The 17,801-nt window shown below is 68.9% G+C and carries 16 protein-coding genes and 1 tRNA gene; 9 read left to right on the top strand and 8 right to left on the bottom strand.

From position 1 onward, the window contains the following. The first annotated feature begins 25 nt into the window (after positions 1-25). From DEJ48_RS19305 to pknB, 3 genes are all read left to right on the top strand, one after another. Entirely contained in the window at positions 26-1,459 is a 1,434-nt protein-coding gene (locus DEJ48_RS19305) for an FtsW/RodA/SpoVE family cell cycle protein (protein ID WP_150217397.1), read from the top strand. Beyond that, entirely contained in the window at positions 1,456-2,919 is a 1,464-nt protein-coding gene (locus DEJ48_RS19310) for a peptidoglycan D,D-transpeptidase FtsI family protein (protein WP_150217398.1), read from the top strand. The genes DEJ48_RS19305 and DEJ48_RS19310 overlap by 4 nt, the downstream gene beginning before the upstream one ends. Before the next feature lie 168 nt (positions 2,920-3,087). Continuing rightward, positions 3,088-5,118, top strand: a complete 2,031-nt coding sequence (gene pknB / locus DEJ48_RS19320; RefSeq protein ID WP_150217399.1) for a Stk1 family PASTA domain-containing Ser/Thr kinase — start codon at positions 3,088-3,090, stop codon at positions 5,116-5,118. A 94-nt stretch (positions 5,119-5,212) separates the two neighbouring features. Here the strand turns inward: pknB and DEJ48_RS19325 are convergent, their stop codons facing one another. From DEJ48_RS19325 to DEJ48_RS19350, 5 genes are all read right to left on the bottom strand, one after another. Continuing rightward, positions 5,213-5,947 carry a class E sortase gene (locus DEJ48_RS19325; protein ID WP_150217400.1) on the bottom strand — a complete coding sequence of 245 codons (735 nt, stop codon included), beginning with the start codon at positions 5,945-5,947 and terminating at the stop codon, positions 5,213-5,215. A 24-nt stretch (positions 5,948-5,971) separates the two neighbouring features. Beyond that, complete coding sequence (locus tag DEJ48_RS19330) at positions 5,972-7,255, bottom strand: class E sortase (RefSeq protein ID WP_150217401.1); 1,284 nt, start codon at positions 7,253-7,255, stop codon at positions 5,972-5,974. Next, complete coding sequence (locus DEJ48_RS19335; RefSeq protein ID WP_150217402.1) at positions 7,252-7,899, bottom strand: aminodeoxychorismate/anthranilate synthase component II; 648 nt, start codon at positions 7,897-7,899, stop codon at positions 7,252-7,254. Before DEJ48_RS19335 ends, DEJ48_RS19330 begins: the two co-directional genes overlap by 4 nt. A gap of 228 nt (positions 7,900-8,127) precedes the next feature. Continuing rightward, positions 8,128-8,817: a class E sortase gene (locus DEJ48_RS19345; RefSeq protein WP_150221267.1), complete on the bottom strand. Its 690-nt coding sequence runs from the start codon at positions 8,815-8,817 to the stop codon at positions 8,128-8,130. A 35-nt stretch (positions 8,818-8,852) separates the two neighbouring features. Further along, positions 8,853-9,623, bottom strand: a complete 771-nt coding sequence (locus DEJ48_RS19350) for a DUF881 domain-containing protein (protein WP_150217403.1) — start codon at positions 9,621-9,623, stop codon at positions 8,853-8,855. Between the two features lie 142 nt (positions 9,624-9,765). On the opposite strand from DEJ48_RS19350, the gene crgA reads away from it, so the two are divergent. After that, positions 9,766-10,023 carry a cell division protein CrgA gene (gene crgA, locus DEJ48_RS19355; RefSeq protein ID WP_055563960.1) on the top strand — a complete coding sequence of 86 codons (258 nt, stop codon included), beginning with the start codon at positions 9,766-9,768 and terminating at the stop codon, positions 10,021-10,023. 286 nt (positions 10,024-10,309) lie between these two features. Here the strand turns inward: crgA and DEJ48_RS19360 are convergent, their stop codons facing one another. Both DEJ48_RS19360 and DEJ48_RS19365 read right to left on the bottom strand, forming a co-directional pair. After that, a complete protein-coding gene (locus tag DEJ48_RS19360) occupies positions 10,310-11,203 on the bottom strand; it encodes a rhomboid family intramembrane serine protease (RefSeq protein WP_150217404.1) in 894 nt (297 codons plus the stop codon). A gap of 124 nt (positions 11,204-11,327) precedes the next feature. Continuing rightward, on the bottom strand, positions 11,328-11,861 hold the full coding sequence (locus tag DEJ48_RS19365; RefSeq protein WP_150217405.1) for a peptidylprolyl isomerase: 534 nt from the start codon (positions 11,859-11,861) through the stop codon (positions 11,328-11,330). 301 nt (positions 11,862-12,162) lie between these two features. Here DEJ48_RS19365 and DEJ48_RS19370 point away from each other — a divergent pair, with 301 nt between their 5' ends. The 3 genes from DEJ48_RS19370 to DEJ48_RS19380 all read left to right on the top strand — a co-directional run bounded on the left by DEJ48_RS19370 (position 12,163) and on the right by DEJ48_RS19380 (position 15,057). After that, a complete protein-coding gene (locus DEJ48_RS19370; RefSeq protein WP_150217406.1) occupies positions 12,163-12,882 on the top strand; it encodes a DUF5324 family protein in 720 nt (239 codons plus the stop codon). Positions 12,883-13,034: 152 nt separating this feature from the next. Beyond that, entirely contained in the window at positions 13,035-14,525 is a 1,491-nt protein-coding gene (locus DEJ48_RS19375; RefSeq protein WP_150217407.1) for an aminotransferase class I/II-fold pyridoxal phosphate-dependent enzyme, read from the top strand. A 4-nt stretch (positions 14,526-14,529) separates the two neighbouring features. Then, positions 14,530-15,057: a flavin reductase family protein gene (locus tag DEJ48_RS19380; protein WP_223832103.1), complete on the top strand. Its 528-nt coding sequence runs from the start codon at positions 14,530-14,532 to the stop codon at positions 15,055-15,057. A gap of 74 nt (positions 15,058-15,131) precedes the next feature. Here the strand turns inward: DEJ48_RS19380 and DEJ48_RS19385 are convergent. Next, positions 15,132-15,204: transfer RNA gene (locus DEJ48_RS19385), tRNA-Ala, on the bottom strand. A 181-nt stretch (positions 15,205-15,385) separates the two neighbouring features. Between DEJ48_RS19385 and DEJ48_RS19390 the strand changes: the two genes are divergently transcribed. Continuing rightward, positions 15,386-15,934 carry a helix-turn-helix domain-containing protein gene (locus tag DEJ48_RS19390; protein ID WP_055527494.1) on the top strand — a complete coding sequence of 183 codons (549 nt, stop codon included), beginning with the start codon at positions 15,386-15,388 and terminating at the stop codon, positions 15,932-15,934. Positions 15,935-15,982: 48 nt separating this feature from the next. Beyond that, positions 15,983-17,713: a serine/threonine-protein kinase gene (locus tag DEJ48_RS19395; protein ID WP_150217409.1), complete on the top strand. Its 1,731-nt coding sequence runs from the start codon at positions 15,983-15,985 to the stop codon at positions 17,711-17,713. Positions 17,714-17,801: the final 88 nt, after the last annotated feature.

Raw genomic sequence — 17,801 nt, forward strand, 5'->3', positions numbered from 1 at the left:
CAGCCGTTGGGGGCCTCTGCACGCCATGAGCAGTAGTACTACACACACGTCGACGATCGGCGCGATCGGGGCGCCGAGCAGGCGCAACACCGAGCTCGCGCTGCTCGTGTTCGCCGTCGTCATTCCGCTGTTCGCCTACATGAACGTGGGCCTCGCGCTCGACGGCAAGGTGCCGTCCGGCATGCTCGGCTACGGAGCGGGCCTCGGGCTCCTCGCGGCGGTGGGCCACCTGGTCGTCCGCAAGTTCGCGGCGTACGCGGACCCGCTGCTGCTGCCGCTGGCCACCCTGCTGAACGGCCTGGGTCTGGTGCTGATCTGGCGGCTCGACCAGTCCGAGCGGCTCCAGCAGCTGCCGAACTTCAGCGCCGCGGCGCCGAACCAGCTCATGTACTCCGCGATCGGCATCGCCCTGTTCGTGGGTGTGCTGCTGCTCCTCAAGGACCACCGCGTCTTGCAGCGCTACACGTACATCTCCATGGTCGGTGCCCTGGTCCTGCTGCTCCTGCCCCTCGTGCCGGGCCTCGGCATGAACGTGTTCGGCGCGAAGATCTGGATCCACATCGGCGGCTTCTCCATCCAGCCCGGTGAGTTCGCGAAGATCGTCATCGCGATCTTCTTCGCCGGTTACCTGATGGTGAAGCGCGATGCCCTCGCCCTGGCCAGCCGTCGCTTCATGGGCCTGTACCTGCCGCGTGGGCGCGACCTCGGCCCGATCATCGTCGTCTGGGCGATGTCGATCCTGATCCTCGTCTTCGAGACCGACCTCGGTACGTCACTGCTGTTCTTCGGCATGTTCGTCGTCATGCTGTACGTCGCCACGGAGCGCACCAGCTGGATCGTCTTCGGTCTCCTGATGTCCGCGGTCGGCGCCGTCGCCGTCGCGAGCTTCGAACCTCACATCCAGACGCGTGTGCAGGCATGGCTCGACCCGATGCGCGAGTACAACCTCAGCCAGGCCGGTGTACAGGACGGTGTCCTCCACTCCGAGCAGGCCATGCAGGCCCTGTGGGCCTTCGGCTCCGGCGGCACCCTCGGCACCGGACTCGGCCAGGGCAACTCGGACCTGATCAAGTTCGCCGCCAACTCCGACTTCATCCTCGCCACCTTCGGCGAGGAGCTCGGGCTCGCCGGCATCATGGCGATCCTGCTCATCTACGGGCTGATCGTCGAGCGCGGCGTCCGCACGGCGCTCGCCGCCCGCGACCCGTTCGGCAAGCTCCTCGCGATCGGCCTCTCCGGTGCCTTCGCCATCCAGGTCTTCGTCGTCGCCGGCGGCGTCATGGGCCTCATCCCCCTGACCGGTATGACGATGCCCTTCCTGGCGTACGGCGGTTCCTCCGTCATCGCCAACTGGGCCCTGATCGGCATCCTGATCCGGATCAGCGACACCGCGCGCCGACCCGCTCCCTCCCCAGCCCCCAACCCCGACGCCGAAATGACGCAGGTGGTCCGACCGTGAACAAGCCCCTGCGCCGGATCGCGATCTTCTGCGGGCTGCTCATCCTCGCGCTGCTCGCCCGGGACAACTGGCTCCAGTACGTCCAGGCCGACACCCTGGCCAAGGACGACAAGAACCGCCGCGTCACCATCGAGCGCTACTCCCAGCCGCGCGGCGACATCATCGTCGACGGCAAGCCCATCACCGGCTCGAAGGCCACTCCGGGCAACGACCTCAAGTACAAGCGCACCTGGAAGGACGGGCCCATGTGGGCCCCCGTCACCGGGTACTCCTCGCAGCGCATGGGCGCCACCCAGCTGGAGAGCATCGACGACGGCATCCTCACCGGCAACGACGACCGGCTCTTCTTCCGCCGCACCCTCGACATGCTGACGGGTGAGAAGAAGGAGGGCGGCAATGTCGTCACGACCCTCAACTCCGCCGCGCAGAAGGCCGCGTACGAGGGCCTGAAGGGCCGCGGCAAGGGTGCCGTCGCCGCGATCGACCCGTCCACCGGCGCCATCCTGGCCATGGCCTCCACACCGTCGTACGACCCGGGTGACTTCGCCGGCAACACGAGCGCGGAAGCCGAGAAGTACCTGAAGCTCGACAAGAGCAAGGACAAGCCGATGGTCAATCGCGCGCTGCGCGAGACCTATCCGCCCGGCTCCACCTTCAAGGTGGTCACGGCGGCGGCGGCCCTTGAGCACAACCTGTACGACGGCATCGACGAGAAGACGGACTCCCCGCTGCCGTGGACGATGCCGGACACCACGCAGCCGCTGAAGAACGAGGGCAACATCCCCTGCAAGAACGCCACGATGCGTGAGGCGCTGCGGGTCTCCTGCAACACCGTCTTCGGCAAGATCGGCTCCGATCTCGGCAAGGACAAGATGCTGGAGACGGCGAAGAAGTTCGGCTTCAACAAGCAGCAGTTCATCCCGGTCCGCTCCAACGCCTCCAACTTCCCCGAGGACATGGACAGGCCGCAGACCGCGCTGTCCTCCATCGGTCAGTTCGAGACCGCCGCGACCCCGCTGCAGATGGCCATGGTCGCCTCCGCGATCGCCAACGACGGCACCCTCATGGAGCCGTACATGGTCAGCGAGCTGCAGGCGCGCAACCTCGACGTGGTCGAGAAGCACTCGCCGAAGGAGATGAGCGAGCCGCTCTCCAAGGAGAACGCGCAGAAGCTCCAGGAAATGATGGAGACGGTCGTCAAGTCCGGCACCGGAACCATGGCGCAGATCCCCGGCGTCACTGTCGGCGGCAAGACGGGTACGGCGCAGCACGGCGTCGCGAACAGCAAGAACCCGTACGCCTGGTTCATCTCGTACGCGAAGACGGACTCCGGCTCGCCGGTCGCCGTCGCCGTAGTGGTCGAGGACAGCGACGCCAGCCGTCAGGACATCTCCGGCGGTGGCCTCGCCGCGCCGATCGCCAAGAACGTGATGAAGGCAGTCATCGACAGCAAGAAGTGACCCCCGTCACGGCCCCTCCACATCGGTGCACGTTGCGGTACCGGTCCGGTATCGGGTGACGGTCGCGGCCGGGTCACGCAAGTGGAGCCGGGTACCGTATGCCCGGACAGCACACCGCCGGACCACACAAAGGTGCGGTCGGGACCGACGGAGAGGGCTGGATTAGCTATGGAAGAGCCGCGTCGCCTCGGCGGCCGGTACGAGCTGGGCCAGGTGCTCGGCCGTGGTGGCATGGCCGAGGTGTACCTCGCGCACGACACTCGGCTCGGCCGCACCGTGGCGGTGAAGACGCTGCGGGTGGACCTCGCGCGCGACCCGTCCTTCCAGGCCCGGTTCCGCCGGGAGGCCCAGTCGGCCGCCTCGCTGAACCACCCGGCGATCGTCGCGGTCTACGACACCGGCGAGGACTACGTGGACGGGGTCTCGATCCCGTACATCGTCATGGAGTACGTCGACGGCTCCACGCTGCGTGAGCTCCTGCACTCCGGCCGCAAGCTGCTGCCCGAGCGGGCCATGGAGATGACGATCGGCATCCTCCAGGCCCTGGAGTACTCGCACCGCAACGGCATCGTCCACCGCGACATCAAGCCGGCGAACGTCATGCTGACGCGCAACGGCCAGGTCAAGGTCATGGACTTCGGCATCGCCCGCGCCATGGGCGAGTCCGGCATGACGATGACGCAGACCGCCGCGGTCATCGGCACGGCGCAGTACCTCTCGCCCGAGCAGGCCAAGGGCGAGCAGGTCGACGCACGCTCCGACCTCTACTCCACCGGCTGTCTCCTCTACGAGCTGCTCACCGTCCGGCCGCCCTTCGTGGGCGACTCCCCGGTCGCCGTGGCCTATCAGCACGTACGTGAGGAGCCGCAGGCCCCGAGCGTCTTCGACGGCGAGATCACGCCGGAGATGGACGCCATCGTCCTGAAGGCCCTCACCAAGGACCCGGACTACCGCTACCAGTCGGCCGACGAGATGCGCGCCGACATCGAGGCCTGCCTCGACGGCCAGCCCGTCGCGGCGACCGCCGCCATGGGCGCGGTCGGCTACGGCGGCCACTCCGACGACCAGCAGACGGCCATGCTCCGCCCGCAGAACGGCGGAGGCCAGACCTCCATGCTCCCGCCGGTCAACCCGGACGACGGGGGCTACGGCTACGACGAGGGCCGCGGCCGCCGTCAGAAGAAGAGCAACGTCTCGACGTGGCTGCTCGTCCTCGCCGGCATCCTGGTCCTGGTGGGCGCGATCCTCATCGGGAAGTCCGTCTTCGGTGATGACGGCGGGAGCGACGGGTCGATGAAGGCCCCGAAGCTCGTCGGCGAGACCGAGGACGAGGCCAAGAGGTCCGCCACGAACGTCGGCCTGAAGTTTGAGGTCGGCGAGCGCAAGGCGTGCGCCAAGTTCCCGAAGGGCGAGGTCTGCAGCCAGGATCCCGGGGTGGACGCCGACATAAAGAAGGGCGACACCATCTCGGTGACCGTCTCGACGGGCACCCCGAAGATCTCCGTCCCGGACGTGCAGGGTCTCAGCTACGAGGAGGCCAAGAGCCAGCTCGAGGGCAAGGGCTTCACCAACATCAAGAAGGCGGTCGAGGAGTCCGACCGGACCCCCGGCAAGGTCATCCGTCAGGATCCCGCGGGCGACTCCAAGGCGGAGAAGAGCGAGACGATCACGCTCACCGTCGCCAAGGAGAAGAAGCAGGAGTCCGTTCCGGACGTCGCGGGCCTCGACTACGAGTCGGCCGCGAAGCGGATCACGGACAGCGGCTTCACCCCGTCCCGCCAGGACGTCGCCAGCGAGGACGTCGAGGAGGGCAAGGTCATCAAGACCACGCCCGCGGCCGGTACGCCCGCCGACCCCGGCTCCACGGTCAACGTCCAGGTCGCCAAGGCGGCCGAGGAGGAAGAGGCCACGGTCCCGCCCCTCACCGGCCAGAAGCTGAAGGACGCGCGCAAGGCCATCGAGGACGCGGGCCTCAGCGTCGGCACCATCACGGGCCCGCAGGACGACGACGCCCTCGTGGTCCTGTCCCAGCCCAACGCCGGCGAGAAGGCGAAGCCCGGCTCGGCGGTCAACCTGACCACCGCGGGCGGCGGCGGGGACAACGGCATCGGCGGCGGTGACGGCGGCAACGGCATCGTCGGCGGTCTGACCAACGGCAACAACGGCGGCGGTCACCGGGACAACCCCTGGTGGGACTGATCACCGTTTGATCCGTACGTGACGCACACGCAGAGGCCCCGGTACCGCTGAGCGGTACCGGGGCCTCTGCGCGTTGTCCCTCGGATCGTCCGGGCTACTTCAGCTCCGCCGGGGGCGTCCGCTTGCTGTCGACCTTCTCGACGCGCTCCAGCTCGCCCCACACGACGTACCGGTAGCGGGACGTGTAGACGGGCGTGCAGGTCGTCAGCGTGATGTAACGGCCCGGCTTCTTCGCGCCCGATTCCTTGGGCACGGGGTTCAGGACCTTCACGTTGAACTTCGAGGTCTCGGGCAGCGTCGCGTACACCTTGTAGACGTACCACTTGTCCCGCGACTCGTAGACGATCGCGTCGCCCTTCTCGATCTTGTCGATCTTGTGGAACTTCGCGCCGTGCCCGTCGCGGTGCGCGGCCAACGTGAAGTTGCCTTCCTTGTCCTCGGGCAGCGCCGACTTGATCGGGTCCTTGTAGTAACCCGCCACGCCGTCGTTGAGGATCTTGCTGCTGGTGCCCGCCTTGACCAGCACCTCGCCGCTGCCCATCGCGGGTACGTGCAGGAAGCCGATGCCGTCCTTGGTGTCGATGGAGCCGGGGCCGCTCGCCCAGTGGTCGCGCACGCGGTCGCCCTGCTTGTGCGCCTCGCGGTCCGCTATGACGTTCGTCCACCACAGGGAGTAGACGACGAAGAGCCCGAGCACGAGGCCCGCGGTGATGAGGAGTTCACCGAAGACGCTGACCGCGGTGGCGATGGGACCGCGGGCGCGGCGCCGCGGGGCGGGGGCCGGCGCGGGCGCCTCGTCCTGCTTCTCGTCATCGGTCGTGGCTGCCACTGGTTCCGCCCCGTTCTCACCGTTCTAGTTCACGAGCGCGCTCGGTTTGCCCTTGTCGCGCGGTCGCTCCTCGACCATCTTGCCCCAGACGATCATTCGATACTTACTCGTGAATTCCGGGGTACAGGTGGTCAGTGTGATGTACCGGCCGGGTTTGGTGAAGCCCGAACCCGGCGGAACGGGACCGATCACGCTCGTGTTGCTGGGCGCGGTCTGCGGCAGGATGCTCGCCATCTTGTAGACGAAGTACTTGTCCTGCGTCTCCACGACGATCGGATCGCCCGGCTCCAGGCGGTTGATGTACCGGAACGGCTCGCCGTGCGTGTTCCGGTGGCCCGCGACCGCGAAGTTGCCCTTCTCGGCCTCCGGCATCGCGGTCTTGGTGGCGCCCTCGTTGTAGTGGCCGACCATGCCGCGGTCGAGGACCTTCTGCTTGTCGATGCCCTCGGCGACCGGCACGACGACGTCCAGGCGTGGAATGTGGAGGAGAGCGAAGCCCTGTCCGGGCTCGAAGCTGCCGGGTTTGCCCTTGCCCTTCGCCCAGCTCTCCTGGAGGTCGTGCGCGGCTCCGTCGGCCTGCTGCTGGGCACGGATGTTCGTCCACCAGAGCTGGTACGTGACGAAGAGGAGCATCAGGACGCCGACCGTGATGAAGACTTCGCCCAGCCCTCGGCTGATCACCGCGCCGGGAGACGGCCTGCGGGCACGCTCCGCGCGGCGGGCCTCGACGCGTGACAGGGGGGCGGCGCCCGGGCGGGGCTCAGGGCGAGGCTCCGCGGGCCGCGTGCCGCCCTTCTTGGCGGCCTTGCGGCGGGCGGCCCGGCCTTCGGTGGATGGTTCCGCTATTCGCCGGGTGTCGGAGGTCCGTAGGCCCACGGTCTCGTCGTCGAGGACGGGGGCGGGCTGTTCCGGGGCGTAGGCGCCGTACAGCTGCTCGTACGTGGGCTCGGGGGCGTGCTGTGGCTCTTGCTGTTGACCCCCGTACCAGTCGCGGTCGTACCCCTCGGGGTCGTACCACTCCTGTTCCGGCTCAGCGGGTGTCTCATGACCGGGCGGTGTCTGGTGACCGGGCGGTGTCTGCGGGCCGCCAGACGCCTGCGGACCGCCAGGTGCCTGCTGCTCCGGCTCCGCGCTGCCGCTGCCACCGCCGCTGCGGAACCACGGCGAGGGGTGCTGCCCCGGCAGCGGATCCGTCAGGGGGTCCTCCAGGTGATCGACCGCCGCCTCGAACGCACCGTCCTCCCCGTACGCGTCATGCGCGTCGTACGGGGCTCCGGAGGAGTCGCGCTCGGGGCGCAGGGCGGTCACGCCGTGGCCCTGCCCACCACCGGGGCGAGCCCGCTCGACCGGGCGACGGCGCCGGTGTCTCCGCACTCCGCCAGCCAGTTGGCCAGCATGAGGTGACCGTGCTCGGTCAGCACCGACTCCGGGTGGAACTGGACGCCCTCGACCGCGAGTTCCCGGTGGCGCAGGCCCATGATGATGCCGTCCTCCGTGCGCGCGGTGACCTCCAGGTCGGCAGGGACGGTGGCGGGCTCTGCGGCGAGCGAGTGGTAGCGGGTCGCCGTGAACGGGGACGGCAGGCCGGCGAAGACACCCTTGCCCTCGTGGCGGACGAGCGACGTCTTGCCGTGCAGGAGCTCGGGCGCACGGTCCACCACACCGCCGTACGCCACGGCCATGGACTGCATGCCGAGGCAGACACCGAAGACGGGCACGCCGGTCGCGGCGCAGTGCCGCACCATCTCGACGCAGACGCCCGCCTGTTCCGGAGTGCCGGGGCCCGGCGAGAGGAGCACGCCGTCGAAGCCGTCCTGCGCGTGCCGCAGCTCGACCTCGTCGTTGCGCAGCACCTCGCACTCGGCACCCAGCTGGTACAGGTACTGGACGAGGTTGAAGACGAAGCTGTCGTAGTTGTCCACGACGAGAATGCGGGTCCGGGTGCGGCTCATGCCGCCGACGGCGCTCACTGGCCGTCCACCGTGACGTCGTTGAAGGGCAGCAGCGGCTCGGCCCACGGGAAGACGTACTGGAACAGCACGTAGACCATGGCGAGAACGAGCACCAGGGAAATCAGTGCCCTCACCCATGCGTTTCCCGGCAGATGCCGCCAGATCCAGCCGTACATGCCGTCCCTTCCGTCGCGTACGGCCAGGCCTCCCTCGCCGTACCGCACCAGACTAACGGCGCAGTGCCTCCGGTTTCCCGGCCTCCACGGGCTGGGTCGCGTCCAGATGTGCCCAGGCGATCAGCCGGTGACTGTGGCCCCACTCTGGTTCACAGGTCGTAAGGGTGAGGTAACGGCCCGGGCCGTCATAGCCGGATTTGCGCGGCACGGGATCAATGACGTCGATGTCGCCGGGGAGCGTCTTGTAGGGCTTCTTGTCGATGCGGTACGTGAACCAGGTCGCGCCGTCGGTGAGGACCACCGCGTCGCCGGGGCGCAGTTTCGGGAAGTCCTTGAACGGGTCGCCGTAGGTGCGGCGGTGGCCTGCCACGGCGAAGTTGCCCTTCTGGCCGAGGCGGGCGGTGGAGGCGTAGTGGCCGAGGCCCTTCTTGAGGACGTCGGTGCCGGTGCCGTGGAGCACGGGCTTGTTCCACGTGAAACCAAAGCGCGGGATGTACATGACCGCGAAGGCCTTGCCGTCTTTGTAGGGGGCGGGCTCGTCCGGCGAGTCCGTGGAGCTCTCGGCGGACGTTCCCGAGGCGACCGCTCCTTGCGCCCACCGGTCCTGCAACTGGTCGATCTCGCTGTCCATGGCGTTGTCGGCCTTCACGCCGGTCCAGAACAGGACGTAGGCGACGAAGAGCACGATCAGCGTGCCGACGGTGATGCACAGTTCGCTGAACGTCCTGACCAGCACGCGCACGGACACGGGTCCCCCCAGGTGCGGCTACTCGCGGGCTACTCCACGGGCTTCGCGTAGTGGAGATCCACTGTGCCCGAGTAGCCGGGAAGAGTCACCGCTCCGTCGTCGTCCACTTTCCAGCCAAGACCGTACGCGTTGACGTAGAGCATGTAGTTCTGGATCTCGGGAGAGGCCGTGAGGGCGGTCCTGAGCTTGTCGGGGTCACCGACCGCGGTCACCTTGTACGGCGGGGAGTAGACGCGGCCCTGGAGGATCAGGGTGTTGCCGACGCAGCGCACGGCGCTGGTGGAGATCAGGCGCTGATCCATGACCTTGATGCCTTTGGCTCCGCCCTTCCACAGGGCGTTCACCACGGCCTGGAGGTCCTGCTGGTGGATGACCAGGTCGTTGGGCTGGGGCTCGGGGTAGCCGGGGAGCTTGGCGGTGGCGTCGGGCGGGGCGTCGGCGAGGGTGACCGTGACGGCCTTGCCGCTGAGCTTCTTGGTGCCGGCGTTCTCCTCGAGCGCCTCGAGCCGGGCGTCGTCCGCCTTGGTGCCGCCGCCGTCGCGCTGGGCGAGCGACTCGACGTCGTCGCGCAGGCTGCCGTTGGACTCGTCGAGGGCGCCGTTCTTGTGGCTGCGCTCCTGAATGAGGTCGGAGAGTTTCAGCAGCGAGGCGTCGGTACGAATGTTGGTGCCCTTGGCCGTGTTGAAACTGGTGAAGAAGATCAGCCCGGCGAGAGCGAAAACAGCACCCGTAAGCACCCGAACCGGACGCCATCGGGGGCGCCGAACGGGACCTTTGTGGGAGTCGGCAGAATTGCTCAACGTACCCTTATCTCCTTCGACGCCGCGGAAGCACTACGCTAACGGACGCCCGGGGGAGGCTTCAGCTCCCCGTGACGTCCCGCCCGGCGCCAGACAACAGTTACCTGCGCGGCCACGCAGCGCATCGACAGGAGAGACCCTCGTGCCGAAGTCACGTATCCGCAAGAAGGCAGACGACTACACGCCGCCGCCCGCGAAGAAGGCGACGAACATCAAGCTGACCAACCGCAGCTGGGTGGCTCCGGTGATGCTGGCGATGTTCCTCATCGGCCTCGCCTGGATCGTTGTCTTCTACGTCACGGACGGCAAGCTGCCGATCGATCCGCTGGGCAACTGGAACATCGTGGTGGGCTTCGGCTTCATCGCCGCGGGGTTCGGCGTCTCCACCCAGTGGAAGTAGACCTCCCCGGTCGACCCCGTGGAAGCAGGCCTCCCGGTCGAGCGCATGCCCTGCGCTGACGCAAGCCTTGCCCTGAGTTATCCACAGCGCTATCCACATGGGGAAAAGGTCTGAAGATCTGTGGATAACCTTCGCCCGGTTGACGCCGGTGTGACTGGTAGACCGAAACTCTGTTCGCCGCTCGCCCCTTGTCCTTCCTGGGGAAACCCAGGTCAGCGACAGGGGGCACGGTTGTTCCCCACAGCATGCACAAGATCCGGCACACGCTGTGGACAACGTCGATACGTCAGGTGAGCTCGGCGGTCCTCACCAGGACCATGACCACCGTCGCGAGCAGCACCAGCGCACAGCTGCCGTACTGAATGAGGTTCCGCCGTTCGCGGGGCGCGTGCACCATCGCGTAGCCGACGATGAGACCGCCGGCGAGCCCGCCCACGTGCGCCTGCCACGCGATGTTGGGCCAGAAAATGGTGATCGCCATGTTGATCGCGAGCAGCGCGATGACCGGCCGCATGTCGTAGTTCAGGCGCCGCATCAGGATGGCGGTCGCACCGAACAGACCGAAGATGGCGCCGGACGCTCCGACCGAGGGCTGGTTCGGCTCTGCGAGGAGATACGTCAGTGCGCTGCCGGTGAGACCCGACACGGCGTAGAGCGCGAGGTAGCGGACGCGGCCGAGCGCGGCTTCCAGCGGGCCGCCGATCCACCACAGGCTGAGCATGTTGAACGCGATGTGCATGTAGCTGCTGTGCAGGAACATCGACGTCACCAGGCGGTACCACTGGCCCTCGGCGACGCCTCCGACCGAGCCGTCCGTGACGATGGCTTGGCCCAGCAGAGAGAACCGTTCGGTGAAGCTGTACCCCACCGTCTCCTGCACAAGGAACAGCGCGAGGTTCAACCCGACCAGGACCTTGGTGACCAGGCGCGGGTCGGCGGCGACCGTGCCGCCCGCGACCGTGCGCGGCTGGTTCGCCGTCGGCGCGTGGCCGGTGCCCGATCCGTCACGGACGCACTCGGGGCACTGGAAGCCGACCGAGGCGCTGATCATGCATTCGGGGCAGATGGGGCGCTCGCAGCGCGTGCAGGTGATGCCGGTCTCCCGGTCCGGATGCCGGTAGCAGGAGGGCACACCCGACGCCCCCTGGGGCTCCTTCGGGCTGCCTGGCGCCTGGTCCATGGGGTCCCCTCAATCTCCGTACGAAGGCACTGCGACGGCACACGTGGCAACGCGCCGCCCCGCCCTTCCTTACGGATGGGCGGGGCGGTTTGGTTCCCTCGCGGTACGCGTGGGTACGCGCAGGTCAGGCGTCGCGGGTCTCGATGACCACGGACTCGATGACCACGTCGTTGACCGGGCGGTCGGTGCGCGGGTTGGTCTGGGTGCCACCGATGGCGTCCACGACCTTCTTGCTGGCGTCGTTGGTGACCTCGCCGAAGATCGTGTGCTTGCGGGTCAGCCACGCCGTCGGCGAGACAGTCACGAAGAACTGCGAGCCGTTGGTGCCCGGACCGGCGTTGGCCATGGCCAGCAGGTAGGGCTTGTCGAAAGCGAGGTCCGGGTGGAACTCGTCCTCGAACTCGTAGCCCGGCCCACCCGTGCCGTTGCCCAGCGGGTCACCGCCCTGGATCATGAAGCCGCTGATCACCCGGTGGAAGACCGTTCCGTCGTACAGGCGGTCCGAGGTCTTCTTGCCGGTCGCGGGGTGAACCCACTCGCGCTCGCCCTGGGCGAGCTCAACAAAGTTCTTGACCGTCTTGGGCGCGTGATTCGGCAGAAGCCGGACCTCGATGTCGCCCTGGTTGGTCTTCAGGGTGGCGTAAAGCTGCTCAGCCACGATCTGCCTTCCGTTGTCTTCTGTGACCCCCCGATCCTCGCACGGACCGGATTGGGACGAGTAGCCACCGACTGGGCGCGCGCCGCATCGATCCGTGGCATTGTCGGCCGGGAGTTCTCCGCTGCAGAGATTTTGCCTGGTTCAGAGAGTGAAACGCTCAAAAAAAGGAACTCAGGATGCCGGGGTCAGCTTCCATGACCCGGATGCCCGCCCTCGCATGTCATCGGAGCGATCCGAAAGGCATGATCCCTGAAAGGGTGGAAAGGTGACATACCTATACGCCACCGAGGAGGAGGATCCCGTGACCCGCATCGACAGCGTGCGCGCCGCGACCGGCTCGGCCAAGGACAGCGTGCGTCACGCCGCGGACGCGGTGGCACCTTACGCCGACACGGCCAAGGACCGGGCCACTCACTACGCCCACGAAGCGCGCGTACGACTCGCACCCAAGGTGTCTTCTGCTGCCCAGCAGGCCGCCGAACAGGCCCGCGTGCAGTACAGCGCCCACGTCGCCCCCCGTGTCGAGCAGGCCCGCACCCACGTGCCGCCGAAGGTCGACCACGCCGCGCACGAAGCCGCTGCCCGTACCCGCAAGGCCGCCCGTCAGGCCGCCGACTACTCCAAGCCCCGCATCGAGCACGCGGTCGCCGCCGCGCAGCCCGTCCGCGAGGAGGCCACGTCCCGTGGCACGGCGGCTCTCGCCGCGCTGCGCGGTCAGGTCTCGGCGAAGGAGATCCAGCGCCTGGCCCGCAAGCACGAGCGCCGGGCCAAGAGGGGCCGCCTCGCCAAGCGGCTCGCCGTCATCGGCCTTCTCGCCGGCGGCGCCGTGGCCGCGTGGAAGTGGTGGGACAAGCAGGCCAACCCCGACTGGCTGGTCGAGCCGCCCGCGGCCACGGAGGTGCCGGACAGCACCCCGCTGACCTCGGTCGACGGCAGCGGCCAGGCCGCCCTCGACCCCGAGGTGCAGGCCAAGCAGGCGGAGGCCGAGGCAGAGGCGAAGGACCGCGACAAGCGGAGCTGACGCGACAAGCGGGGCTGACGCCGCGTACGACGCCGTGGGGCGGGGGGCCGGGTGGTCCGCCCGCCCCGCGTTGTTTCACGTGAAACACCGCTCGCCCCGTGGTCTCCGGCGACCGCTGGTTGGTGCACGGAGGAAGGGGAACTGCTCCTGGCATGGCTGTGAACCGAAGCTTGAACCATGACGAGGCGCCCGTCCTGGAAGCGCTGGAGCGCTACCACAAGGCCGATGAGCTCGCGTTCACCCCGCCCGGCCACAAGCAGGCGCGGGGTGCCGACCCCCGGGTCAGGAAGGCGCTCGGCGAAGCGGTGTTCCTCGGCGACGTACTCGCCACGGGCGGGCTCGACGATCGCCTGAGCCGCCATCAGGTCCTGGAGCGCGCACAACGGTTGATGGCCGACGCCGTCCACGCCGAGCACACGTTCTTCTCGACCTGCGGCAGCTCTCTGTCGGTCAAGGCCGCCATGCTGACGGTGACCGCGCCGCACCGCCGTCTGCTGGTCGGGCGGGACGCCCACAAGTCCGTGATCGCAGGCCTGATCCTCTCAGGCGTCGAGCCCGTCTGGGTGGAACCCGCCTGGGACCCCGAGCGCCACATCGCCCATCCCCCTGCAGCCGATGCGTTCGAGGAGGCCTTCGCCGCCCACCCCGACGCCGACGGCGCGCTGGTCACGAGCCCCACTCCGTACGGCTCGGCCGCCGACCTCAGCCGTATCGCGGACGTGTGCCACCGACGGGACAAGCCTCTGATCGTCGACGAGGCCTGGGGCGCGCACCTGCCCTTCCACGACAAGCTGCCGACCTGGGCGATGGACGCGGGCGCCGACATCTGCGTGACCAGCGTCCACAAGATGGGCAGCGGCCTCGAACAGGGCTCGGTCTTCCACCTCCAGGGCGATCTGATCGACCCCGCGGTACTCGCGTCCCGCGCGGACCTCCTCGGCACCACCAGCCCTTCCGTCCTGCTCTATGCCGGACTGGACGGCTGGCGCCGCCAGATGGTCCAGCACGGCGAGCGGCTCCTCGGCGACGCCCTGGACCTGGCCGCCCGCACCCGTGCGGCGATCGAGGACATCGACGGGCTGCACGTCGACGACGCCGACGACTACTGCGGCCCCGGTCGGGCAGCCGACCTCGACCCGCTGCCCCTCGTGATGGACCTCTCCGCGCTCGGCACCACGGGGTACGCGGCCGCCGACTGGCTGCGCGAACACCACCACATCGACATGCACCTCTTCGACCACCGCCGGATCAGCGCCCAGCTCACCCACGCCGACGACGAGGCCACCGCCACGCGCCTCCTCGACGCGCTGCGCGATCTGTCCAGGCACGCCGACGAACTGGCCGACGCCCCGCAGGTCGACGTCCCGAGCCCCGGCGACCTGCGGATGCCCCAGGCGGACCTGCCGCGCGACGCCTACTTCGCCCGCCCCGAGGACGTACCCGTGGAGGAGGCGGCAGGACGCATCGCCGCGGAGATGATCACCCCGTACCCGCCGGGCATCCCCGTCGTCCTGCCCGGCGAGCGGCTCACGGAGCCCGTCCTGACCTATCTGCGTTCGGGCGTACGAGCCGGCATGAACCTTCCGGACGCGGCCGACAGCTCGCTGGAGACAGTGCGCGTCGTACGCGATGAGGGACGGTAGGAGCGTGGCCCGCGACGTGGACAACGAAGACGACGTGGCCAAGGGCATAGCGGCCTTCACTTCGCTCGCGGACTCGTCCGTGTACGTCGTCACTGCCGCGGCGGACGGACAGCGCGCGGGCTGCCTGGTCGGCTTCGCGAGCCAGTGCTCACTGGAGCCCGTCCGGTTCGCCGTCTGGCTCTCCAAGGCCAACCACACCTACCGGCTGGCCCTGGGAGCGACCACTCTCGCCGTACACCAGCTGCCCCAGGACCGGCACGACCTGGCGGAGCGCTTCGGATCGCTCTGCAGCGACCGGACCGACAAGTTCTCCGGACTGCCCCTGGAAGTAGGGCCGGAGGGGGCCCTCGTCCTGTCCGACTCCCTCACCTGGTTCGTCGGCCGCATCCACGACCGGTGCGACGGTGGCGACCACGTCGCGTTCCTGCTCGACCCGATCGCCGCTCATGCCCCGGCCCCGGGCTCGGCCGAAGCCGGCTCACCGCTGACGCTGCACGACGCGGGCGACATCACCGCGGGCCATCCCGCGTGACGCGACCAGCGCCGAGCACGGGAAATGCCCTCCGATTGTCCTGCGTTTCCGCAGGTCGGAGGGCATTTTGCTTGTGGAGCCTAGGGGAGTCGAACCCCTGACATCTGCCATGCAAAGACAGCGCTCTACCAACTGAGCTAAGGCCCCGCGACGGTACGCCGAACCGGAAGAATCACGTCCCGACGTGCATCGCTGACCAGAGTACCGGGTCACCCCCCGGATCCCGCAAAAGGATTGGGGCTCCCGGTCCACGACCACTCTCCGTAAGATGCACGACGTGGTTCGCGGCAGCGAACCGCGGTCTTAGGGGAAGCGATGGGGAGACGCAATGGACGCCGCACAACAAGACACCACCGCGAGAGCACGAGAGCTCCAGCGGAATTGGTACGGGGAGCCGCTGGGGGCGCTCTTCCGTCGCCTCATCGATGATCTGGGCCTGAACCAGGCACGCCTCGCCGGAGTCCTCGGCCTGTCCGCGCCCATGCTGTCCCAGCTGATGAGCGGCCAGCGCGCCAAGATCGGCAATCCCGCGGTCGTCCAGCGCGTACAGCTCCTCCAGGAGCTGGCGGGCCAGGTCGCGGACGGCAGCGTCAGCGCCGCCGAGGCCACCGACCGCATGGACGAGATCAAGAAGTCCCAGGGCGGTTCCGTCCTCACCAACACCGCACAGACGGCGACCAGTTCGGGCGCACCCACGGTCAAGCGCGTGGTGCGCGAGATCCAGTCACTGCTGCGGTCCGTCGCGGCAGCCGGTGACATCATCGATGCCGCTGACTCCCTCGCCCCGACCCACCCGGAGCTGGCAGAGTTCCTCCGGGTGTACGGCGCCGGGCGCACCGCGGACGCGGTCGCCCACTACGAGGCGCACCAGAGCTGAGCCGTCGACCGGGCCGCGAACGGCCCGGAGGGGGAGCGGAGCGCGACCATGGGTGAGGTCTTCGCCGGCCGGTACGAACTGGTCGACCCGATCGGACACGGGGGAGTCGGGGCGGTCTGGCGCTCCTGGGACCACAGACGCCGCCGTTACGTGGCCGCCAAGGTCCTTCAACAGAGCGACGCACACGCGCTGTTGCGGTTCGTCCGGGAGCAGGCACTACGGATCGACCACCCCCATGTACTCGCGCCCGCCAGCTGGGCCGCCGACGACGACAAGGTCCTGTTCACCATGGACCTGGTCGCCGGCGGCTCGCTGGCGCACGTGATCGGGGACTACGGTCCGCTCCCGCCCCATTTCGTCTGCACCCTCCTCGACCAGCTCCTCTCCGGCCTGGCGGCCGTCCACGCCGAAGGCGTCGTCCACCGTGACATCAAACCGGCCAATATCCTGCTGGAAGCCACCGGTGCGGGGCGCCCGCATCTGCGGCTCTCCGACTTCGGCATCTCGATGCGCAAGGGCGAGCCCCGGCTGACCGAGACCGACTACGTCGTCGGTACGCCCGGCTATTTCGCGCCCGAACAAATGCTGGGCGCCGAGCCGGACTTCACCGCCGACCTCTTCGCCGTCGGCCTGGTCGCCCTGTACCTCCTGGAGGGCGCCAAGCCGGACTCCAAGGCGCTGATCGAATACTTTGCCGAGCGCGGCACGCCACGGGCCCCACAGGGCATCCCCGAGCCCCTCTGGCAGGTCATTGCCACCCTTCTCCAACCGGATCCCCAGACGCGCTTCCGTACCGCCACGGGTGCGCGCAAGGCCCTCGCTTCGGCCGCGGAGATGCTGCCCGAGCCGGTCCCGGACGACGAGCTCATCGAGATCTTCGACCAACTCGCCCCGCTGCCCGCCGGATTCGGCCCGAACGGCCCCGACGCCCCTCACAACGGCACCGGCGCCTCTGGCGTCACCGGCGCCTCTGGCGTCTCCGGCATCACTGGTGTCTCCGGCATCACTGGTGTCTCCAGCGTCTCCGGCCCCAGCCGTCAGGCGACCAGCTCGAACAGCTCCCTCACCCCCACTCCTCACCCGTACTCGCGCCCGCGCTCCGCACCGCGCCACGCACGCCCCACCACCCCACCCGAGGTTCCCGACGCACCCTCTACACCGCCCCCACCTCCGCACCTGCCGCCACCAGCAACGGAACCCCCGCCTGCCCCCAGGCCGCCCACCTCCGCGCCGTCACACACGGAGGGTTTCCCGCTGCCCCCTCCCGTACAGCCCGCGCTTCCCCAACCGCCGCAGCCCCGTCACGCCCCGCAGTCCCTGCACACCCCGCCTGCGCAGCCGCCCACGCAACCACCTGTGCAGCCGCCTTCTCCGCAGCCTCCTCAACCTCCCCAGCCGTCCACTCCCCCCACTCCGCTACCCCTGCGGGCACCCGCACCCGGACCCGGCCCTGGCCCTGGCCCCAGACGCGAACCTGACCCCACCTACGACCCCGCGCAAGCCGTGACGTCGTCAGCCCGCCGCGGCCAGGCCCTCGCCCCCGCCGTCGCTGCCGCCTCTACCTATCCGTACACCGTTCAAGCCGCCCAGGTTCCATCCCTGAACCACCCGGTTCCACAGCTCTACGCGGCGCCTCACGCCTCTGCCCAGGCCTCGGCCGCCTCGGCCCGCCCCGCCCCACGGCGACGTCCCGGGCCGCCCGCGAAGGTGGCGGTCCCCATGCTGCTCGTGGCGCTGGCCTGCCTCGCGATAGGCGTCTGGGCACTCACGCAACTCTGAGATCCGGGTCGTCCGAGCCGTCCGGGCCGTCCGGGCCGTCCGGGCACCCTCACCAGATCCGCGGCCGTCCGGGCCCACTCACCAGATC

It is taken from the genome of Streptomyces venezuelae (assembly GCF_008642315.1).
Classification (GTDB): Bacteria; Actinomycetota; Actinomycetes; order Streptomycetales; family Streptomycetaceae; genus Streptomyces; species Streptomyces venezuelae_D.

Coding starts and splice junctions, on each gene's coding strand:
- DEJ48_RS19305 (WP_150217397.1), top strand. CDS start 26: ATGAGCAGTAGTACTACACACACGTCGACGATCGGCGCGATCGGGGCG.
- pknB (WP_150217399.1), top strand. CDS start 3,088: ATGGAAGAGCCGCGTCGCCTCGGCGGCCGGTACGAGCTGGGCCAGGTG.
- DEJ48_RS19335 (WP_150217402.1), bottom strand. CDS start 7,899: ATGAGCCGCACCCGGACCCGCATTCTCGTCGTGGACAACTACGACAGC.
- DEJ48_RS19360 (WP_150217404.1), bottom strand. CDS start 11,203: ATGGACCAGGCGCCAGGCAGCCCGAAGGAGCCCCAGGGGGCGTCGGGT.
- DEJ48_RS19375 (WP_150217407.1), top strand. CDS start 13,035: ATGGCTGTGAACCGAAGCTTGAACCATGACGAGGCGCCCGTCCTGGAA.
- DEJ48_RS19390 (WP_055527494.1), top strand. CDS start 15,386: ATGGACGCCGCACAACAAGACACCACCGCGAGAGCACGAGAGCTCCAG.
- DEJ48_RS19395 (WP_150217409.1), top strand. CDS start 15,983: ATGGGTGAGGTCTTCGCCGGCCGGTACGAACTGGTCGACCCGATCGGA.